The 20,625-nt window shown below is 48.7% G+C and carries 17 protein-coding genes; 7 read left to right on the top strand and 10 right to left on the bottom strand.

Translation table 11 applies throughout. The features are described 5' to 3' along the window. Nucleotides 1–12 precede the first annotated feature (12 nt). From LZD49_RS20435 to LZD49_RS20420, 4 genes are all read left to right on the top strand, one after another. The gene (locus tag LZD49_RS20435) at nucleotides 13–1,284 is read left to right on the top strand and encodes an ATP-binding protein (RefSeq protein WP_234669437.1); all 1,272 of its coding nucleotides are present in this window, start codon (nucleotides 13–15) and stop codon (nucleotides 1,282–1,284) included. 189 nt (nucleotides 1,285–1,473) lie between these two features. Further along, nucleotides 1,474–1,818, top strand: coding sequence for a DoxX family protein (locus tag LZD49_RS20430; protein WP_234669435.1), 345 nt, complete (start codon nucleotides 1,474–1,476; stop codon nucleotides 1,816–1,818). 121 nt (nucleotides 1,819–1,939) lie between these two features. Then, on the top strand, nucleotides 1,940–3,133 hold the full coding sequence (locus tag LZD49_RS20425; protein ID WP_234669433.1) for a winged helix-turn-helix domain-containing protein: 1,194 nt from the start codon (nucleotides 1,940–1,942) through the stop codon (nucleotides 3,131–3,133). 364 nt (nucleotides 3,134–3,497) lie between these two features. Further along, nucleotides 3,498–4,091: a hypothetical protein gene (locus LZD49_RS20420; RefSeq protein WP_234669431.1), complete on the top strand. Its 594-nt coding sequence runs from the start codon at nucleotides 3,498–3,500 to the stop codon at nucleotides 4,089–4,091. Nucleotides 4,092–4,271: 180 nt separating this feature from the next. On the opposite strand, the gene LZD49_RS20415 is transcribed toward LZD49_RS20420, so the two are convergent. The 10 genes from LZD49_RS20415 to LZD49_RS20375 form a co-directional block, all read right to left on the bottom strand. Next, nucleotides 4,272–5,213: a hypothetical protein gene (locus tag LZD49_RS20415; protein ID WP_234669429.1), complete on the bottom strand. Its 942-nt coding sequence runs from the start codon at nucleotides 5,211–5,213 to the stop codon at nucleotides 4,272–4,274. A gap of 172 nt (nucleotides 5,214–5,385) precedes the next feature. Further along, on the bottom strand, nucleotides 5,386–7,134 hold the full coding sequence (locus tag LZD49_RS20410) for an ATP-binding protein (RefSeq protein WP_234669427.1): 1,749 nt from the start codon (nucleotides 7,132–7,134) through the stop codon (nucleotides 5,386–5,388). A gap of 16 nt (nucleotides 7,135–7,150) precedes the next feature. Continuing rightward, the gene (locus LZD49_RS20405; protein ID WP_234669426.1) at nucleotides 7,151–8,275 is read right to left on the bottom strand and encodes a sensor protein KdpD; all 1,125 of its coding nucleotides are present in this window, start codon (nucleotides 8,273–8,275) and stop codon (nucleotides 7,151–7,153) included. A 101-nt stretch (nucleotides 8,276–8,376) separates the two neighbouring features. Further along, nucleotides 8,377–9,462, bottom strand: coding sequence for a porin (locus LZD49_RS20400; protein WP_234669425.1), 1,086 nt, complete (start codon nucleotides 9,460–9,462; stop codon nucleotides 8,377–8,379). Nucleotides 9,463–9,553: 91 nt separating this feature from the next. Further along, nucleotides 9,554–10,114: a K(+)-transporting ATPase subunit C gene (locus LZD49_RS20395; protein WP_234669424.1), complete on the bottom strand. Its 561-nt coding sequence runs from the start codon at nucleotides 10,112–10,114 to the stop codon at nucleotides 9,554–9,556. A 56-nt stretch (nucleotides 10,115–10,170) separates the two neighbouring features. Then, nucleotides 10,171–12,210: a potassium-transporting ATPase subunit KdpB gene (gene kdpB, locus LZD49_RS20390; protein ID WP_234669423.1), complete on the bottom strand. Its 2,040-nt coding sequence runs from the start codon at nucleotides 12,208–12,210 to the stop codon at nucleotides 10,171–10,173. A 13-nt stretch (nucleotides 12,211–12,223) separates the two neighbouring features. After that, on the bottom strand, nucleotides 12,224–13,912 hold the full coding sequence (gene kdpA / locus LZD49_RS20385; RefSeq protein WP_234669422.1) for a potassium-transporting ATPase subunit KdpA: 1,689 nt from the start codon (nucleotides 13,910–13,912) through the stop codon (nucleotides 12,224–12,226). 59 nt (nucleotides 13,913–13,971) lie between these two features. After that, nucleotides 13,972–14,049: a potassium-transporting ATPase subunit F gene (locus LZD49_RS36130; protein ID WP_409021343.1), complete on the bottom strand. Its 78-nt coding sequence runs from the start codon at nucleotides 14,047–14,049 to the stop codon at nucleotides 13,972–13,974. A gap of 249 nt (nucleotides 14,050–14,298) precedes the next feature. Further along, the gene (locus tag LZD49_RS20380; protein WP_234669421.1) at nucleotides 14,299–14,514 is read right to left on the bottom strand and encodes a hypothetical protein; all 216 of its coding nucleotides are present in this window, start codon (nucleotides 14,512–14,514) and stop codon (nucleotides 14,299–14,301) included. An 11-nt stretch (nucleotides 14,515–14,525) separates the two neighbouring features. Continuing rightward, entirely contained in the window at nucleotides 14,526–14,771 is a 246-nt protein-coding gene (locus LZD49_RS20375; protein ID WP_234669420.1) for a hypothetical protein, read from the bottom strand. A gap of 248 nt (nucleotides 14,772–15,019) precedes the next feature. Here LZD49_RS20375 and LZD49_RS20370 point away from each other — a divergent pair, with 248 nt between their 5' ends. The 3 genes from LZD49_RS20370 (at nucleotide 15,020) to LZD49_RS20360 (ending at nucleotide 20,597) form a co-directional block, all read left to right on the top strand. Further along, on the top strand, nucleotides 15,020–19,162 hold the full coding sequence (locus tag LZD49_RS20370) for a two-component regulator propeller domain-containing protein (protein WP_234669419.1): 4,143 nt from the start codon (nucleotides 15,020–15,022) through the stop codon (nucleotides 19,160–19,162). 195 nt (nucleotides 19,163–19,357) lie between these two features. Beyond that, nucleotides 19,358–19,519: a hypothetical protein gene (locus LZD49_RS20365; RefSeq protein ID WP_234669418.1), complete on the top strand. Its 162-nt coding sequence runs from the start codon at nucleotides 19,358–19,360 to the stop codon at nucleotides 19,517–19,519. Nucleotides 19,520–19,580: 61 nt separating this feature from the next. Next, nucleotides 19,581–20,597 (top strand): hypothetical protein, encoded by a 1,017-nt coding sequence (locus LZD49_RS20360; protein ID WP_234669417.1) that lies wholly within the window; start codon nucleotides 19,581–19,583, stop codon nucleotides 20,595–20,597. Nucleotides 20,598–20,625 lie beyond the last annotated feature (28 nt).

The following is a 20,625-nucleotide window of genomic DNA, read 5'->3' as shown; positions in this document are numbered from 1 at the left end:
ATTAGAGACAATATGGACTATCCAAAAAGTGACTTCGCCCAGGACATCCGACGGGTGTCCCAAATCCAGATCGTTCCCACTCTGCTTGACGTAATCTGCGAAACCACCGGGATGGGCTTTGCCGCAGTTGCAAGGGTAACCGAAGACCGGTGGATCACCTGCAGTGTCCGCGACGATATTCAGTTTGGCTTGGTCCCCGGCAGCGAGTTAGAGATTAAAACCACGATTTGTAATGAAATCCGTGATTCGGGGCAGCCCGTAGTCATTGATCACGTACAGGCAAATGCCCTATTTTGCAGGCACCACACTCCTTTGACGTACGGATTTCAAAGTTATATCTCCTATCCTATTTTTCTGAAAACAGGGTCATTCTTTGGCACCCTTTGTGCGATAGATCCAAGTCCCGCCCAACTGGATAACCACAAAATAAGGGGCATGTTTGCAGCATTTGCGGATCTGATCTCATTTCATTTGCAGCAAATAGAACTTTTGGAACATAGTGACCACGCTGTCCGAAACCTAAGCCGTCAACTCATCAACTCGCTGGACGAAAACAGACAATACAGGCATATTTCAAGTCACACGCTCCAAGAACCACTTCGCAAGTTGCGGATCTTCAGCGGAATGCTTGTAGACTCAATCAGAGGCCAGCACCTCGAAAAGGCCGAGCAACTGGCGCTCAGGATAAATAGCGGGGCAGAAAGGTTTTCAACGCTGATCAAGAACCTTTCAAGTTTTGCGAGCCTGGAAACAAGCGAAAGCAAAATCCAGCCTACCGACCTGGAATATATTGTTGGATTGGTTTGTGCACAAATGCGTTCGGAGCTCGAAGAAAAGAAAGCTACTATCCAAGTGGGCGTTCTCCCAACCGTTACCGGGATACCCGACCAGCTTGAACAACTATTCCATCATTTATTTGAAAACGCGCTTAAATTCGCTAAGGATAGCGTTCCACTGACACTTTCAATTCACTGTAAAGCAATTGTTTACTATGAAAACGCGGGAGGTGGCTTGCCTGACGGACAGTATGTCGAGATTTTGATCACCGACAATGGTATAGGAATAGAACAGTCACAGCTTGAAAAGATTTTTGATATGTTTTCACAACTGACGCCTGACCCCCGTGAGCTGAGCGAAGGGATTGGCCTGACGATCTGTCGAAAAATAGTCAGAAACCACTCCGGCCAAATATCGATCACTTCGCAGGAGAACGTCGGAACGACCGTTTCTTTGACCCTGCCTGTTGAACAGACATTTAACGAATATCACACTATCCAATTTTGAAGAGGTGACTCTCGTCAAGCTCCCAAAAGTTCCTTCCGAAATAGGTCTTTTCTGAAATAGGTCCATTTTGCCTTATTTTTTGACCCCTTCAGATTTATTCAAACTGACCAGATTCTTCCCAAAAATGATATTTTCGCAAGCCGGCGAGAGCGCCATGTCTGGAATTAATTAATACTAAAAGAACTAACAATGAAGATCATCAGCATAGTACTTATCTTAATATCGGCATATCTGAGCCTGAAACACGGTTGGGACGCTTTCCGGCCAGCCACTCCTGAACAGGCTAAAATGATGGCGGACCTGGGTATCAGTAAAAGTTTTGTTCCGTATGCAGGCGCATTGTCTATAATTGTCGGACTATTGCTAATTTTCCCGCAAACCTTCTTTATCAGCAATGTTCTGAATGCAGTTATTATTCTTCTGATCATGGCTTTTTCCCTAAGGGCAGGAAATGTCAAAACAGCCTTGATCGAAATACCTTTTCTAGCTCTTCCGTTGCTGTTAATCTGGTTGAAGTACCCGTTTAAAAATTGAACTTGTAAAACGGTCGATACAAAACCATATAGGATAAAATCGATCATGAGAATTTCGTCGATATTAACCACAGTATTCCGTACTAATCGAATCGTGGGAAACTTGTGTTATTTTCAGATCTATGGAGCCTATCACCCTTACCAAAACGCAGGCAAGGAATATCATTATTAATGCTGCCGGACTCGCCCGGAAGGGGCAGTTCGGAACGGGTATCGAAGCTGTTTACCGGTTGATCGACCATCTGGGTTTTGTTCAGCTGGATACGAACTACGTTGTGGAGCGTGCCCACCATCACGTCATGGCCGCCCGCATTCCTGACTATCAAATTGAATGGCTGGCCGAGCTTTGTAAGGATGGCAGTATCTTCGAGTACTTCACCTCGGATGCCGGCTATCTTCCCATGCACGATTTTCGGTTTTCACTGCCTGTTAAAAAAGCCTTCAAGACGCAGCGCCAACCGCTCACTTCACAGGAAGTTAATTTAATGAAAGAGGTTCTTGACCGGGCGGAACGGGAAGAGTCGCTCATGGTCGGTGATTTTGAAAACGACCGCCTGGAAGCCAGCTCCGGCTGGTGGGACTGGCGACCGGCCAAAGTGGCCCTCGAACGACTTTATCTCGATGGAGACCTGATGATCAATCGCACGAAAGGGTTCCAGAAGGTATATGTACTGCCGGCTAACACAGTGCCGCGGGACACAGACCTCACCATGCCTGACGGCGAGGAATACGCCCGCTTTGTGATCCGGCGTACGTTGGGAGCGCTAGGTATTGCTTACGCCAAGGAAATGGCTTGGCGTGCCCGTCATGTAAAAGGTAACCTGGTTAAGAAGGAACTGGAGAGAATGGTATCGACCGGAGAGATAAAAACAGTAATCGTAGAAGGCCTGAAAGGTCCGCTCTACATGTTGCCCGATCAGGAAATGGATGTTCAAATATCCCGGGACGTTTTCATTCTTTCACCATTTGACATACTTAACGTTTTCCGTCATCGCTTAAAGGACTTCTTTAATTTTGATTACCAGATTGAATGCTTTGTCCCTGCACCGAAACGCCAATACGGCTATTTTTCGCTACCTGTTCTGGCGGGGGAAACATTTATCGCCAGAATGGACGCCAAGGCAGATCGTAAACGAAAGGTATTGATCGTCCATAACCTGCATTTTGAACCCGTTGACCTGGATCAAACCACTATTGAAAAGTTCATCCATTCGCTTAGGGCATTTATTCGGTTCAATCAATGTCGGGACATTGTTTTTAAGAAATCGAATCATGAAAACTACCTGGAAGCGATCATCGAAAGTTTTTCTGAATAGTTTATTTAAAGCATCAAAATGCCCAAGGCAATAAGCATTATCAAAAGGCAACACAGCTAACCGCTAAACCTTTCAAAGAAATGAATAAAAAAATAACTGGCCAGCATATCGTTGATGACATTCGTTATTCCAATAGCCGGTTTTTGGGCTGAACATTACATTCAAAACGCTACGATGACACCTGCTCTCTTTGCCAGGTGGTTCATTTTTTAATTTGTTTAGAGAACTGATTCACTACTTCCTTATCGTAGCCGTAGAGCACGACGTTAAAAGTTGTTTATATAAAATGATTTACCAATGAATATAAAACAGTTTATTCGTATCATTGAGGAAAAGCATTTTATCACTTAAACAAAAACAAACTATGAGACAGACAATCTTTGCATCACTGCTTTTCCTCTCTGCATTATTTATCTCTGCCTGTAAAGAAAATCCGGTGGAAACACCCGAATCCGAAAGCGCTAAATTGATAGATACAAATCCAGAAGCAACAGCCCGGATAAAAGCTATAATAGGCGCTAATATCACCAAGAAAGACGCCCCTGGCAACGCCAGGACTTATGGTTCTGCTACCTGGTATTTTACCCAATATGGATATCAATATACAGGTTCTGTGACAGCATATAGCTTCCCTGCAAATGTATATGTCAGCAATAATAATAGTTATCCGATTATAATAGCTGTTACAGGGCAACTTCAAATTATGAACCCGTCACTATCTTGTTCGGGCGGTGGCACTTGCATGTATGATGACAGCCCTGTTTATTACAATAGTAACGGCTATACTGGCGGAAGAATAATTTTAGGTCCCGGAGTCTCAGCGACTCTAAATTTTGGCGCAAAAATTAAAACTACGAGTGGAGTTGAGGGTTGGCTGCAACTCGAACACATCGCGCCATCCTTTGTTTCCGCGAACTATACGGACGATTATCTTTATGTAATCAGAGGCTCACTCTGACCATCATGTTTTCGTAACACTCATATGTATCCCGGGATACCAAGCCCGGGATACAAACAAGCAGGGCGTCGCGCACCGGGGCAAGCCGCATTGCTCCTCAGAACTGACTCCCTCCGGGCCCGCTCTGCAACAACGGTAACTTCTGTGCCTTCAATCGACAGTGGCAGAGATCCATCGGCCTTAGCCTTCATTGTTCTGTCCCGGTTCGAAAAGCATTGCTGTACAAAAGCAGTTCTTACAGTTTTTGCTGATCAATGTCGCGTGGTTCACGCAACTTTTGCAACCTTCCCAAAACCTTGAATCTTTGGTTATCTCAGCATAAGAAACGGGTTCGAACCCAAGTTTCGAATTCATTTTCATGACTGCACTACCAGTGGTAATGCTGAAAATTTTGGCATTCGGGTAAATTGTTCTCGAAAGGTCAAAAATCCTTTGCTTGATTTCCCAGGCTACCCCACGCTTTCTATACGCTGGTGAGACGATAAGACCGGAGTTGGACACGTACTGGCCATTCTCATACACTTCAATATATGAAAAGCCTACCCATTGATTGTCGCCATTAATAGCGATAACAGCTTTTCCTTCCATTATCTTGTCAATGAGCTGCGAGGGCTCCCTTTTTGAGATCCCACAGCCACGGGCAATGGCAGAATCATGCATTTCCTGACAAATTTGTTCGGTATAAATAAGGTCGGCCTCGGTTGCAAGCCGGTAAACGATTGGATCTTCCGTCGCTTTTTCCGGCTCTGGTTTCGACACCGTCCTCTGGGTATCAGTGATTTTGGGGTTCAAGAAAAGGCTGTAAAAGTCGGCGGGTACAAAAAACCGGAGCCTTTGTCTCTTTTGGTCACTTTCAGTCAGGAAGTGTCCGAAAGTGTTTATGAAACTCAATTTTGTAAATAGCCTGATCTGATGATTTCCGTGGTGAAGCAAAACATGCGCAAGCGCAAAACATCTGTGTGAAAGCTTTAAATCGTCTGCCTCAATGGCAAGTTTTGTAATATAAAAAAGACGCTCGATAGACAAGCGAACTTCGGAGGCTATGATTTGGTGTTGGTTGTCTGAACGAAAATGGGCAAGCCTTCCAAACATCAGCGGCAGCCCTTTACCTAAATAGTCCATTGTTAGTAGTTACATGTTGATCCGGATACTACAAAACCAAGACCCAAAAATCACCACATTTATAACTCGTTTTCTATCAGCGACATACTTGCAATGCCAGGCATTCCGAAGCTCTTGCTACCCGATCAAAATGATAATTCGTCTCAATTTGAAAGCGATTTGATCATTACGGTCACGCATTCGCAGCCACCTCTACCGCCGCCAGTTTGAAATAGAAAATACTGCCGATACCCAACTCACTTTCGACACCGATTGACCCGCCCTGCGCCTCGATAAATTCCTTGCTGATAGCCAGGCCCAAACCGGTTCCCGACTTCTGGCTGCCAGGTACCTGAAAATACCGATTGAAAATCTTTTCACGATACTTCTCATCAATACCCTGCCCGCGGTCTTCCACCGAAAAATTTACATACTGGCGATCTGAACTCACCAAAATCGCAATCTCCGCTCCCTCGGTTGAATAGCGGATGGCATTGGTCAGAAAATTGATCAACACCCAGGAAGTTTTTTCCAGGTCGGCGCGGACGGTCGGTAAATTGGGTTCGATCCTGGCAGCGAGTGTGATATTTTTTTGCTCTGCCTGGAAATGCACCGCATCTAGTGCGTAATGCCAGATGGCTTCCGGATCTGCTATCTGGATATTGAGCTGAATATTTCCTGTTTCAACCTGCGACATATTTAATAGCTCACCAGTTATTTTCAGCAGGCGCTCGCTATCATCCCTGATCGACTCTATCAATTGGGCCTGCTCGCTGTTGAGATTACCAACATCGGGGCTTTGCAATAGTTGAAGACTCATTTTGATGGATGAAATAGGTGTTTTGAGCTCATGTGAAACGGTCGCAATAAAATTGGTCTTGGCCGAATCGAGTTCTTTAAAGGGCGTAACGTTTTTCAAAAGGATTACTTTTCCAATGCAAACACGGTCTTTTTCCCCCGTCGGTACGATGCTGATATCGATCACCTCCTTCTCAAAATAACTTTCCTTCTCATCCGCATATATTTTGAGCGTATTACCGTCCTTCAAAAGCGTCCCTTCAACAGGCTTGCCCTGCCCGGTCAGCGCCCTTACAAGATCGTTCCTTTCGGAAAGCTCCTGAACCGAACGCCCGATCATTTCGCTCATGGACAGGCCCGTGATTTTGATTGCCTCCTGATTTGCAAACAACACAATGCCCTTCTGGTCCAGGCCAATCACAGGCTCGTGCATATTGTTGATCAGCGCCTCGGTTCTTTTCTTTTCGATCAATAGCCGCGCCAGGTTGCTGTCGTCATACTCTTCCAGCTTTTCGGCCATGGCATTGAAAGACAGTCCAAGCTGGCCAAACTCATCCTTGCGGTCAAAACTGACCCGGCGCGAATAATTCTTGGCCGCGATCTGCCTGATACTCTCGCTGAGCTCGACAATCGGATTGGCGATATTTCCTGGCAGGTTTACAAATAAGGTCAGTGAAATGATCGTGCAGGCTGTCGCCGTCAGCACGATCCAGAGAATGGCCGAATCAACCGTCCCGTTAGCGACATCGTTTTTTGCCCTGATCGCCTCCATATTGATCTTGATCAGTCCCAAAATATCCTTGCGGAGCACCGCGGGAAGCGTATCAGGCCGGGTGCTGGTGCCCAACAGGTTAAAATGTGTTTTGATCCGCTCTGTGGCCTGCTCCTCCCCCGGTTCGGTCAGGTTACCGAACTGTTTTTGCAGGTTCATTTCAAACGAAACCCTTGCCGAGGGCTCCCTGATCTGGTCCAGGGCCAGCATCATGTTCCGCGAATACTCCAGGGTATTATAATTGTCCATCAGGATGTTCGCGGTCTCATCTTTGAGCTGGTACACATGGCGCGAGGCAACCAACGATTGCAGCAGGATCAGCACGAACAAAATGCCCAGGCTTAATCTTAATTTAGGTTTGATATTCATCATTTTCACAGTTGAAAATTCAGGACAGGATGACAAGATCGATGTCCGAACTCGTTAGCTTTTTCAATAGATTATTGAACAGGTTCGTCGCCAGGATCACCCTGATCAGGGTAATGTGCGGTTTTCCGATACAGATGGTGGTGACCTGCCGCTGCTCGGCAGTTTCGATGATCGCACGCGAGACATTCGAGCTGGAAACACGTATGATCTCAGCACCCATTTCGGTGGCCAGCTTGAAATTATTGATCAGATGCCGCTGTTTGTCGAGCGGTATCCGGTCACGGCTTTCCGCGGGAGTCTGCACATACAAAAGCAGCCATTTGCTGTTGTAGTAACTGGCCAGCCTTGCGGTTTTCCGGATCACGTGTTTAGCGGTAATTTCATTTGAACTAATGCAAGCCAGAAATTTTTCCCTGCGCTGCGCGGTGGGCTTGGGCACTTCGGTGTCCACCTTGCGCTCGACCTGGCTTGCCACTTCTTTCAGGGCCAGCTCACGCAACTGCAGAATGTGATCCGAACGGAAAAAATTGGTGAGCGCAGTTTGGATCTTGTCTTGCCGGTAAATCCGGCCTTCCTTTAAGCGGGTGATCAGCTCGTCGGCAGTAAGGTCGATGTTAACCACCTCATCGGCCGCTGCCAGCACACTGTCGGGAATGCGCTCCCGCACCTCCACACCGGTAATTTGCTTAACCTCTTCGTTCAGGCTTTCGATATGCTGGATATTGACCGCGCTGATCACATTGATGCCCGCATCGAGAATTTCCATCACATCCTGCCAGCGCTTTTCATTTTTGCTGCCCTCGATATTGGTATGGGCCAGCTCGTCGACGATCACGATCTCGGGCCTTAAACCGATCACAGCCGGCATATCGAGCTCCTCCAATTCCTTGCCTTTGTAAAAAAGCTTACGTCTTGGAATGACCGGCAAGCCGTCGAGCAGATCATGTGTTTCCTTCCGGTTGTGCGTCTCGATGTAGCCAATCTTGACATCAATCCCGTTTCTGAGCAGGGTATGCGCCTCTTGCAGCATGCGGTAAGTTTTACCGACGCCGGCACTCATCCCGATGTATATTTTAAATTTTCCCCGCCGCGATTTTTTAATCAGGTCAAGGAAATGCTGGGCACTGGGGTTGGACTCGGACATATCTGAACTAAATGGAGGTTGGAAACAAAACAGCCTTTCGGGTGTTTGCCCGAAAGGAATTCGATTTTTAGCTGTTGCTGGCAGTATTCTATGTCAATTTACTAAAATGAAATAGCGAGTGAGGTAGTTACGAAAGTATCGTTTTGGGCCGTTGAGCTGTCGCGCTCTGTAAAGATTGCGTCCTTGCTGCTCAGCGTACGCGCTTCAATTCTCCAAAGCACATTAGGCATCACCGCGTAGTCCAGGTTGGCCGAAAGTCCCCAGGTTTTGAATCCCTCTGGCGTCCCTGTTGCGATGATCACCCCTTTCTTGTCCTGAAAATATTCGCCCCTTAAAGCTACATTGACTTTCGATGAAGGGGAATAACGGACGATCATCACCGGCACCAGCCAATGGTTGGAGCTGCTGCTTCCTTTCTGCTTTTGCTCGGTACCATAATCCACCCCGGCAGTAATGCCCCACCTCTGGCTTAGCTGAAAAATGCCGTACACATTGTGATAGTACCGCATCTGGCGGACGCTATCGGGCTTGTCGTTACCGATGAATGTACTGTAATTGAGCGTTACGGCTGCCGATGGCTTATAGGTAACCTGGGTACCGAATGCGGGTGTTGTGTTGCCATCCACCCTTTGAATGCGCTGCCAGCCGTTCAGGTAGAGCGCAGCCAGGTACAGTTTACTGTCATCGGTTGTGTAGCTGAGTCTGGCTCCGGACTCAAAATACGGTGAGTTTTCAGCGACCAGGCTCCGGGTCAATGTCCAGTTATCCTTGCCGATAGCGCTTTCAAATCCGATATGAGAAGACATAATGCCCGCATCAAGCCATAGGTTTGCTTTTTTGGCAAGCTTGATCCCGGCATTGGCCTCATAGATGTTGCGCAGCACACCCGGCTCGGCAGCATAGTTGGCATTCATGTAAGTACCTACCGCCAGCGCCAGATTGGCCCTTACGCGCTCGCTGGTGTAGGCTCCTTTGATAAAACCCAGGTTCAGGTTTACCTCTCCCGCGCGGTTGAAATTGTACAAGAAAGAGGGGGCCGTATTGTTTCTGGGGCGATTAAAATCATGGTTGTAATAGGCTTCCAGGTACCCACTTATTGTAAAGGACGGGACAGTACTGGTCGAATCCTGGGCTTGCGCAGTCTGGAAAAAGGCCAGCACCAGGGCCATTAAGAGAAATTTTTTCATCGGTTGGTATGGAATGGGTGAACCGGAAAGCCTTGCGGCGTTTCCGGCCACAGTATTGGTTAAATGCTGCGAATGCCTGCCAGCAACAGCATTATTTGATCTGATCCAACGCCAGGTTCAGCTTCAATACATTCACATGGGACGGGCCGAAGATTCCCAAAAGCGGCCCTTGGGTATGTTTTTCAATCAGGTCGGCGACTGTGTTTTCGGAAACCCCACGCACTTTGGCAATGCGCGCTGCCTGCACCCTCGCACCGGCTGGGGAAATATCCGGATCCAGGCCGCTACCACTGGCAGTCACCAGCTCAACAGGAACATCCTCTTTGTTCACACCCGGATTGTGTACCAACAATGTATCAAGACGCGTCTGAACGGTTTGCAGATACTCCGGATTGGACGGGCCTTTGTTACTGCCCGCACTACCAGCCGCATTGTAATCGACTGCCGACGGACGGGAATTGAAATACTTGTCATCCGTAAACTGCTGGCCGACATTGGCGTAATATTTCTTACCACCAGAGACGACAACCTCCCCTTTTCCATTGTTGGGGGCAAGCTGGGCGATCGCCCAGACGATCGCAGGGTATACCACGCAGAAAAGGACTAGCGTGGCCACGGTAAGCCTGATTGCAGGCAAGATATTCGTTTTCATTTTCTTGTAATCTTAATTTTTGGGAAGACCGCCCCTGTTTGGACCGGCTTGTTTTATTAAATCCAGATGCTGACCACCAGGTCGATGAGCTTGATGCCGACAAACGGGATCAACACGCCACCCAATCCGTAAATCAGCAGGTTTCTGCGCAGCAGCGCGCTCGCTCCGATGGGCGTGTATTTCACCCCTTTAAGCGCCAGAGGAATCAGGATCGGGATAATCACCGCATTGAAAATGATCGCCGAAAGGATCGCACTTTCAGGGCTGTGCAGGTGCATGATATTCAGGCCTTGCAGCGCGGGAATGCTGGCGATGAACAGCGCCGGGATAATGGCGAAATATTTGGCCACGTCGTTTGCAATCGAGAAGGTCGTCAGCGTACCGCGGGTCATTAGAAGCTGCTTACCGATTTCGACGATTTCGATCAGCTTGGTCGGGTCATTGTCCAGATCGACCATGTTCCCCGCTTCCTTGGCAGCCTGTGTACCACTGTTCATCGCCACGCCTACATCGGCCTGCGCCAGGGCAGGCGCGTCATTGGTCCCATCCCCCATCATCGCGACCAGGCGACCTCCTTCCTGCTCTTTCTTGATGTAGTTCATCTTATCCTCAGGCTTAGCCTCGGCGATAAAATCGTCGACACCGGCTTTCTGCGCGATAAATCTGGCTGTGAGCGGGTTATCACCAGTTACCATCACGGTTTTGACACCCATTTTGCGCAGGCGCTCGAAACGCTCGCTGATACCTGTTTTGATAATATCCTGTAACTCAATCACCCCGATGACACGCTCATTTTCGGAGACCACAAGCGGCGTACCACCATTGTTTGAAATTTCCTTCACTTTCGATTCTATTTCCTCGGGGAAACGGTTACCAGCACCTTCGGTCAATTTACGGATCGAATCGAAGGCCCCTTTCCTGATGCGGGTGTCATCGAAATCTACACCCGAGCTGCGGGTTTCGGCAGTGAACTGGATAAAAGTAGGATTGTTCAGATTATAGCTTGAAGGCGTCGCATTGGCCAGTTCCAGGATAGACTTGCCTTCGGGTGTTTCATCGGCAATCGAGCTCAGTGCAGCGGATTTTATAAAATGAGCCTCCGTAATGCCACGGGCGGGATAAAAGTTGGTCGCTTTACGGTTGCCGATGGTAATAGTCCCGGTTTTGTCGAGCAACAACACATCGACGTCACCGGCCGTCTCGACCGCCTTACCGGATTTGGTGATCACATTCGCCCGAAGCGCACGGTCCATACCGGCAATACCGATGGCTGAGAGAAGTCCGCCAATGGTGGTCGGGATCAGACAAACGAATAGTGAGATAAATGCTGCAATTGTGATCGGCGTATTGGCATAGGTAGCAAATGGCTGCAAGGTGATACAGACGATCACGAATACCAGGGTGAAGCCTGCCAAAAGGATCGTCAATGCGATCTCATTGGGCGTCTTCTGACGGGTTGCACCTTCTACGAGCGCGATCATTTTATCCAGGAAGCTTTCACCCGGCGCGGTCGTCACCCGCACTTTGATGCGGTCGGAAAGCACCTTAGTTCCTCCGGTGACACTGCTCTTATCCCCGCCCGATTCACGGATGACAGGCGCAGATTCACCAGTGATCGCACTTTCATCGATCGTGGCAAGCCCTTCGATGATCTCGCCGTCCATAGGAATGTTGTCTCCGGCTTCGCAAATGAACACATCGCCTTTCTTCATTTGAGCGGACATCACCTCGCGGGTGGCCACATCAAAACCGCGGGCATCGCCGATCACCAGCTTGGCACGGGTCTCCTCGCGCGCCTTGCGGAGGCTGTCGGCCTGGGCCTTACCCCTGGCTTCGGCGATCGCCTCTGCGAAGTTGGCAAATAATAGCGTGGCGAAAAGGATCAGAAAGACTATAAAGTTGTAGGCAAAGGAGCCCTGCGCGTTTTCACCGGCCACGATCCAGAGACTAACGACGAGCATTACTACCGTTCCGATCTCCACAGTGAACATCACCGGGTTGCGGAACAACAGACGAGGATTGAGTTTAACGAACGATTGCTTTATCGCTTCGTTGACAAGCTCCTTTTGAAATAAGGATGCACTTTGATTTTTCATTTCAATATTGATATTACTTCATGGAGAAATATTCAGCGATCGGGCCGAGTGTCAGGGCAGGGAAGAATGAAAGGGCAGCAATGATAACGATCACCGCAAGAACCATCACACCGAAAGTAGCCGAATCAGTTGGCAAGGTACCCGCACTTTCGGGGACGAATTTCTTCTTCGCCAGAAGCCCTGCAATGGCAACCGGACCAATAATAGGCAGGTAACGCGACAAGATCAGTACGATACCGGTGGTAATGTTCCACCATGGATTGTTGTCGCCAAGGCCTTCAAAACCACTGCCATTGTTAGCCGCCGACGAGGTGTATTCGTATAACATCTCGCTGAACCCGTGAAAACCGGGGTTATTCAAATTGGCGGAGGTAATCCCGGGGAATGCTGCTGCCAGCGCGGTGCCAGCCAGGATCATCAGCGGGTGCAGCAGGGCCACGATCATGGCAATTTTCATTTCGCGCGCCTCAATTTTCTTTCCAAAAAGCTCCGGTGTACGGCCTACCATCAGACCACTGATGAAGACTGCAAGAATGATAAAGATGAAGAAGTTGAGGATACCCGCGCCGCAACCGCCGTAGAAAGCATTGGTCATCATCGCAAGCAGCTGGGTCATTCCCGAGAGCGGCATGGTGCTGTCGTGCATGGAATTGACCGAGCCCGTCGAAATAACGGTAGTGGCTATACTCCAAAACGCAGACGTTGCGCTGCCGAACCGGACCTCCTTGCCTTCCATCACCCCCGATGAGATATCGACGCCCATTTTACCAAGAGCCGGGTTACCGTTGATCTCCCAGACCATCGTTGGGACAACCAGGAGTAAAAAGCCCGCAGTCATTACCCCAAATACCATCCAGCCAAATTTCTTTCTTTTCAGGAAATACCCGAATGAGAATATCATGGCCAGCGGAATGATCATCTGCGAGAACATTTCCAGCATATTGGTGAAGTAGTTGGGGTTTTCAAGCGGGTGTGCCGAGTTGGTGCCGTAGAACCCACCGCCATTGGTACCGAGGTGCTTGATGGCCACAAAACCGGCAACCGGGCCCGTCGAAACCTGAACGGTGTCACCCTGCATATTGACGATTGTATCCTTGCCTTCGAAAGTCATAGGTATTCCGTTGAATGCAAGGATACTACCAACCAGGATTGAAAGAGGCAGCAGAATCCTTGTACACGACTTGACGAGCAGCGCCCAAAAGTTACCCAGCTTCTCGGTGGTGCGGTTTTTCAGTGCGATAAAAACGATCGCGGCCGCAGCCATACCTGTTCCCGCACTTACGAATTGAAGGAACATCAAAAACAGCTGAGAAAGGTAACTAACTCCGCTTTCACCCGAATAGTGTTGCAGGTTACAGTTGACGATAAAGGAGATGCTGGTATTAAAAGCGAGGTCGGCTGTTTGGTCGGGGTTAGCGTCCGGGTTGAGTGGTAACCAGCTTTGGTTCATTAAAACAAAAATCCCCAGCAGGAACCATACTACGTTGATCGTCAGCAATGCGAACATATGCTGCTTCCAGTTCATTTCACGCTTTTCATCGATACCGCTCACTTTATAAAGGAGCTTGTCAAGAGGATTAAAGACCGGGTCGAGCAGCGTTTTGTCCCCGGCGTAAACTTTCGCAATGTAAGATCCGAATGGGATTGCCAAAACCACCGTGATGGCAAACATGGCAATGACGCCCAATAATTCTGTATTCATTTATCAGAGGTTTAGTCCGGTCCTGGCCCTAGTTTCCTTGGTTGCCATTTCCGGTCAGGTTAAAATTTTTCAGGTTTGACAAGTACATAGCACATGTACACAAACACGAGGATCGCGACGATCAATAGCGCTGCCATAATCAGATTTTTTCAAAGTAGTTTACCGAACCATAGAAGATTGCAAAGCACAATAGCCCGGCAAGAATTAAGAGGATTGTTAACATGATTAAAATGGATTGGATGAATATTAAGAGCATTTTTTTCGATTATCTAAACTGTCATTACCAGTATCTAACAAGACGGTGCCCAGAAAAAAACAAAAACACAACTACTTGTTTTACAATGAAATACCTTCAAAACACAGACTCAGACGCCTCGAAGACCTTATCAAAATGATAGGGTGTTCTCATTTTTTGATAGGACGTCTGATAATGGTCCGTCAGGATAATGTTGCTGATATATTTGACCGATAGGCTGCTGGTTGGTTGCCACTGCAACCAGCACGGCAGACCGCATTTCGGCCGGCATTGCGCCTAGCATGAGGACCGCCGACAGACCGTCGAGTGCAAGGACCTGTCTTCGGATACGTTTCATTGCATTCATTTCCAGGGCATTTAATGTTCATCTTCTGACTCATTCTCCCTCTCCCCCGCCTCATCATCGGACGGGCCGGGGTCATCCCTGCTGAGAATATCCATGGCTGTAATAGGTTTGTTGTAACCCTTCCGGGATAATGCGTTCTCACGAAATTCTTTGCGTAACAGTTTCGGGAGCTGCCCGATGAAGTAAGAATAGACTTGAAACCGGGTAATCATAATCGTAACTGAAATCTGTGTCAACGCTGGCCGGCAACTTGCCATGCCAAATCTGCTTACAGTGAAGCCAAACCCGTGCCCACGCTCAGTTTCGAAAACAAATTACCTGCAAATGAAGTATTTACATTTTTATACTAATTACAACCGGCTATCAAAATGATACAGGACTATCAAAAAGATCGGGTCGGGCGGGAAATATTTGCGGGCTTATTTCTCTGTGCCTAATTTTTAAATATAAATACCTGATTTTAAGAAAAATAAACTAGCTTGACCTCTAATCTTGCCAGGCTACCATGGTGCAGGTCGCATTACGCTTCTCGCTTGCCGCTTTGCTCTTCTTTACGGGAGTAATGAATCTTTCTGCACAAAATCCAAAACTTGAAACGGTTAGTATGCCCCCGGGCATTGATCCTCATGAGATCGCGGATATTCGTCAGGATGAGAGAGGTTACCTTTGGCTTGCCACCGGTTCGGGACTACTCCGCTTTGATGGCTATACCTGGAATGTTTACCAACACGACCCGAAAAATCCCAAGTCTGTGGCCGGGGATAATGTCCGCACCGTTTGCCCCACCCGCGACGGACTGATCTGGATCGGTGGGTGGAGCGCGGGACTGGATTGTCTTAACCCGGAAACAGGAGAGGTCAGGCATTATCAGGTTATCAAACGAAAAGACTACAAGTATGAAGACAACGCTATCAGTGCGCTCCTGGAAGACCATTTGGGCAATCTCTGGATCGGGACGGCCGGCGGGTTGTATCGTTTTGAGAAAGCAACCCAAAAGTTTATTCCATACTTATCTGTTGCCAACAATCCCCGGACTTTAAGCGACCCACACGTCAGCCGTATTTACGAAGACAGACAAGGTACGATCTGGGTCGGAACGGGCGATCAGGGCAGTACCAAAATCATGGATGGCGGCCTCAACAAGCTCGACCGGAAAACGGACACATTCACGCGGTACCGGCACAGTCGCACCGATTCGAGTAGTCTGGTAGAAAACAGGGTATTGGCTATTTTTGAAGATAGCCGGGGAACCTTCTGGGTCGGAACAGGCGGGGATGGCTTACACATACTTGATCGCAAAACAGGTAAATTCACACGATACCCTTTTCAGGAAGCACATACTGACAGACTCAGCAGGCCTTTTCACAAAGAAAAGAACCTTCGTCAATTCGCCTCAAACGGAATCCGGTTTATCACGGAAGATGCGGCAGGTGCGATCTGGATAGGAACACTCGACGCGGGTGCAAACCGGTACGATCCGAAATCGGGACTTGTAACATCATTCAAAACACCCGCGGAAGGCTTGCCGGATTTTAACCTTTTTTCCGCCTGTCGCGCGCGTGACGGTACGCTTTGGATGGGGACCATTCCAGGGCATCTGATCAAGATCACGACAACCGACGGCCCGATCAAACTAGTAAAAATGCGTTCGGGTGTCCATTATTTTGAGGAGGATTCCACGGCTACGCTTTGGATCGGCACGATTGCCGGGTTGACGACCGGTGATTTTATCTCGAAAAAAGCCGATAACTGGTTAGCTCAGGCCGCAAAACAGACAACACTCCTGACCGATCATGTGACGCGGTTAAATTCTGACGGACAAGGAGATCGCTGGATTTCAACCTGGAATAACGGATTATATCGTTACCAGCACTCTTCCCGCAGATTTACCCACTATCGGCACGATCCATCCAATGCATTCAGCATCAGCCCCGGAGAAGCTGCCGGTTTTTATCAGGACCGCGCCGGGACAAACTGGGTTTTAACTGCCGGCGGCCTGGACAGGCTGGATAGTAAAACCGGGACATTCAGCCACTATCGCCATCAAGACAAGGATAGTAGTTCCATTAGTAATAATTACATACTCACCGTTTTAGAAGACCATAACGGGGCATTCTGGGTTGGGACTAATGGCGGCGGGCTCAATTTGATGGACCGGGCGACAGGTAAGTTCAAACACTTCCTGCCATGGAGCACCGTGACCGATCTTGTCGAAGACGCTGCGGGTACGCTCTGGGTGGCCTCAACAACGGGACTGCATTATTATGACCGCAAACACGGCTTTTTTGTGGCGTTTAAAGATCCCGGGTCGGCCAAGCCGCTCCCATTTGTAAAAGCGTTGTTGGAAGACGACAATGGCGTTCTCTGGGCGGCGATGTCTACCGGTATTGGGGCCATAAGTGCCAATCGCCGGTCTTTACGCTTGTTTGGGATTAACTACGGTATTTCGCCCGGGGAAGATTTCTTCTTTGGGGCTGGCTACAAAAGGCGTGACGGCCGGATTTATTTCGGAAGTATGGAGCGGTACTTTCATTTCCATCCGGAAGAATTACTGAGAGAGCGCCCAATCGCCCCGATACTGAACTTCTCTGCTTTTCGGGTTCGTAACCAGGTGATCACGTTTCATGGCAACTCCATCGAGCTGGGCCATGATCAGAATATTTTTTCCATTGATTTTGCGGCAATCGACTTTCGCCACCCCGAACTTCATTTATACGCCTACAAACTCGAAGATTACGACCCGGAATGGCATTCTGTGAGCGCCGAACGTACCGCCAATTATGCGAATGTGCCGCCCGGTAAATTCAAATTCCGGGTGCGGGCAGCCAACAGTGACGGAATTTGGGTCGAAAAGTCCATTACCATCCTGATTTCACCTCCGTGGTGGCGCACCGGATGGGCTTATGCATTATATGCGTTGATGCTCGCAGGGCTTTTCTTCGCTGGGTGGCAGTTTTTGCTCCGGCGAGAACGCACCAAAACGGCATTGAAGATCCGCGAGATAAAAGCACAGCAGCTACTGGAAATCAACCGTCTTAAATCTGATTTCTTTGCCAATATCACACACGAATTCCGCACGCCGCTTACGCTCATTCTCAGCCCATTGGAACACTGGCTTACCAATATGCCGGATTCCGACCCCTACGCGTCCCCGTTCCGGAGTATGCAAAGAAACGGAAGGCGATTGCTGCATTTGGTCAATCAATTGCTTGACCTGTCAAAACTCGAAGCAGGCAGGATGCAACTGGATGTGCAACCCGGGGACCTGATCCATTTTGTAAAGCGCGTAGCCGGTTCGTTTGTGTCTATTGCCGGCCGGAGCGGCATCACATTCCGGATCGTAGTCCCGGAAGGAAGCCTTTGGTTAAGTTTTGATGGCGATAAACTGGAAAAAGTTCTGAACAATCTGCTTTCCAATGCCTTCAAGTTTACACCCAGCCATGGTCAGATTTTCATATCGCTGCAAATATCGCCAATACCGGAAATTCAGCGCGAGCCGTCTGAAAAACCTTTTGTTTGGGTTGAATTAAAAGTGACAGACAATGGTCCGGGACTGCCGGCCGACCAGCTTGAACGGATTTTCGACCGCTTTCATCAGATTGACAATTCGCTCGCCCGCGAGCACGAGGGTTCCGGAATTGGCCTCGCCCTCGCACGTGAACTGGTTGAATTGCACCAGGGGCGCATTACCGCATCCAGTTCTCTGGGGCAGGGAAGCGAGTTTGTCGTTTCCCTGCCGCTGGAAATGCTTCATGCTGCTCAATTTGTTCAGCAAAGTACAGCGCCAATCGAAGCAATGAGCATTCAATCCGATGAAGCTGCCGACGCGCCGGTGTCCGATGAACCGGCATCAATAATTTCGAATCAAGATCCGGAAACTCCGCTGGTGCTCATTGTGGAGGATCATGCAGATCTTCGTGATTTTATAAAACACGCACTTACAGAACATTCTGGCTGCCGAACAGTCGAAGCAATCAATGGTGCCGAAGGATATCAACTGGCGCAGGAGCAAATTCCGGATCTGATCATTTCCGATATAATGATGCCCAAAATGGATGGCATCGAGCTGTGTCAACGTCTGAAAACGCACCAGAACACGAGCCACATTCCAGTGATTTTATTGACGGCCAAAACTTCGGTAGAAAACAGATTGCAGGGACTGGAAACCGGTGCAGACGATTACCTTACCAAACCATTTGAAGTGAAGGAGCTATTAATCCGCGTCGGCAACCTCATCGAAGGCCGTCGCCGGCTCAAAGAACGATACAGCCGCGAGGTGGTTTTGCAGCCTGTCAACATCGCCATATCTTCCGTCGACGAGCAATTTCTGAGTCGTGCCATGGCTGTTATTGAGCAATTTATGTCTGATGAGAATTTCAATGTAGAAACCTTCGGGAAGGAGATTGGCATGAGCCGGATGCAATTGTACCGCAAACTGCAAGCTCTAACCGGCCAATCGCCCAGTGATTTCGTGAAGACGATCCGTCTGCAACGTGCAGCGCAATTGCTGTCGGCCAACAGCGGTACGGTATCCCAAATTGCCGATCAGGTCGGTTTTACCTCGCATTCCTATTTTTCCAAATGCTTCCAGGAGCAGTACGGCAAGACGCCATCTGCATTTGCCGCCGAGCTGGACCGCAGCCATTAACTGGCACCTGCACCAAGACGTATAGCCATTATCGGTTACCAGTTTGACAGCTTTTGTTACAAGCGTTACAAGATTTTCCCATTCCAAATTTTCTGGTTTCTGCACGTGACGAGATTGCCACATTGAGGGCTGATCTTGCTAGCTCCTGGCTGTGTGAGACAGTTACCTTCGTGAATACTTATCACGGATCGAAAAATGAAAACTTACCCGCGCAATCAGGAACAGGCATTATTGCTAATCCTGACCATCACCTACTGGATCGTTTTCCTGGCAATCTGCTGGTTTTCGTTCGACAGTGTGTTACGGTTCTTCATTTACATTCTGTCCCAAACAGATATCACCCTACCTCGGCCATAATCACCCTACATTCCGAGAATGAGCATTCAGTATATCAAATCGAACCTCTAACACCTGCATCATGGAAATTCAATTAGAACATAAAAATCCCCAAAGCATCACCATCCATAAAGGCCGCTACTTTTTTGTTTCAATGGCCATTCTATTCCCTATTCTGGTTGCACTCGGGTTTGTCCCGGACTATCAGATGATCATCCAAGAGGAAATAAAAGTGCATTGGTTTTTACATGTGCATGGCCTGATCATGACGGCGTGGATGGGTATTTTTCTGGCCCAAACCCTGCTGGTAGCAAATGGCAATATCAAACGTCACAAACAGCTAGGACAGACCGGTTTTGTATTTGGCATACTTGTCTGGGTATCGCTGGTAGTCGTCACGGTCCGTGCGCTGATCGTCAATAATCCGCCGGAGCCTGGCGGACAGTTTGATATTCTGTTCATTCAGTTGTACTTACAAATTCTGTTCGGAATTTTCTTTTCCTGGGGAATGCTGGTCAGGAAGAGGGCGGCGGCTCACAAACGACTGCTTTTCCTGGCGACGATGATCGTCATACAAGCCGGTATTGACCGGATCCGCTTCTTGCCGGGCATTCAGGAAATCCTTTTTATCCGCTTTATTTATTTGGACATATTACTGATCCCCTTGTTCGTTTACGACTGGCTCAGCTTAAAACGCATTCACTTTATCACATGGTTTGGCACTTTGCTCATCTGTACATTGCAAACCGGCATTGTGTTTGGCTGGGGCTCGCCGGCCTGGCACCGGTTCTGGTACAATGCGATCACGCCATTGGTGGAGCGGGTGGTAGAAGTGAAACTTACCGAGGCGCAAAGTAACTTGCTTTTGGGTAACTACGGCGACGACAAATGGCACTTAACCGTCAGCCGCGAAGCCGGAAAACTCTATTTGCAGCTTCCCGGACAGCCCAAGTGGGAGCTCGGCGCCGCATCAGAAACGGACTTATTCCTCCGGGCCGATTCCTGGAAACTCCATTTTGAAAAAGGGCCCGGGGGGAAAGTGACCAAGTTGGTGAACGATCAGATTTTCAAGGTTTGGGAAGTGCCGAGAATGCGCTGAGCCGGGCGAGTTGCCGCGCCTACCGCTT

The sequence above is a fragment of the Dyadobacter sp. CY261 genome (genome assembly GCF_021440085.1).
Lineage (GTDB): Bacteria > Bacteroidota > Bacteroidia > Cytophagales > Spirosomataceae > Dyadobacter.
The sequence above is the reverse complement of the archived record's forward strand: the minus strand, read 5'-3'. Positions and strand labels throughout refer to the sequence as shown.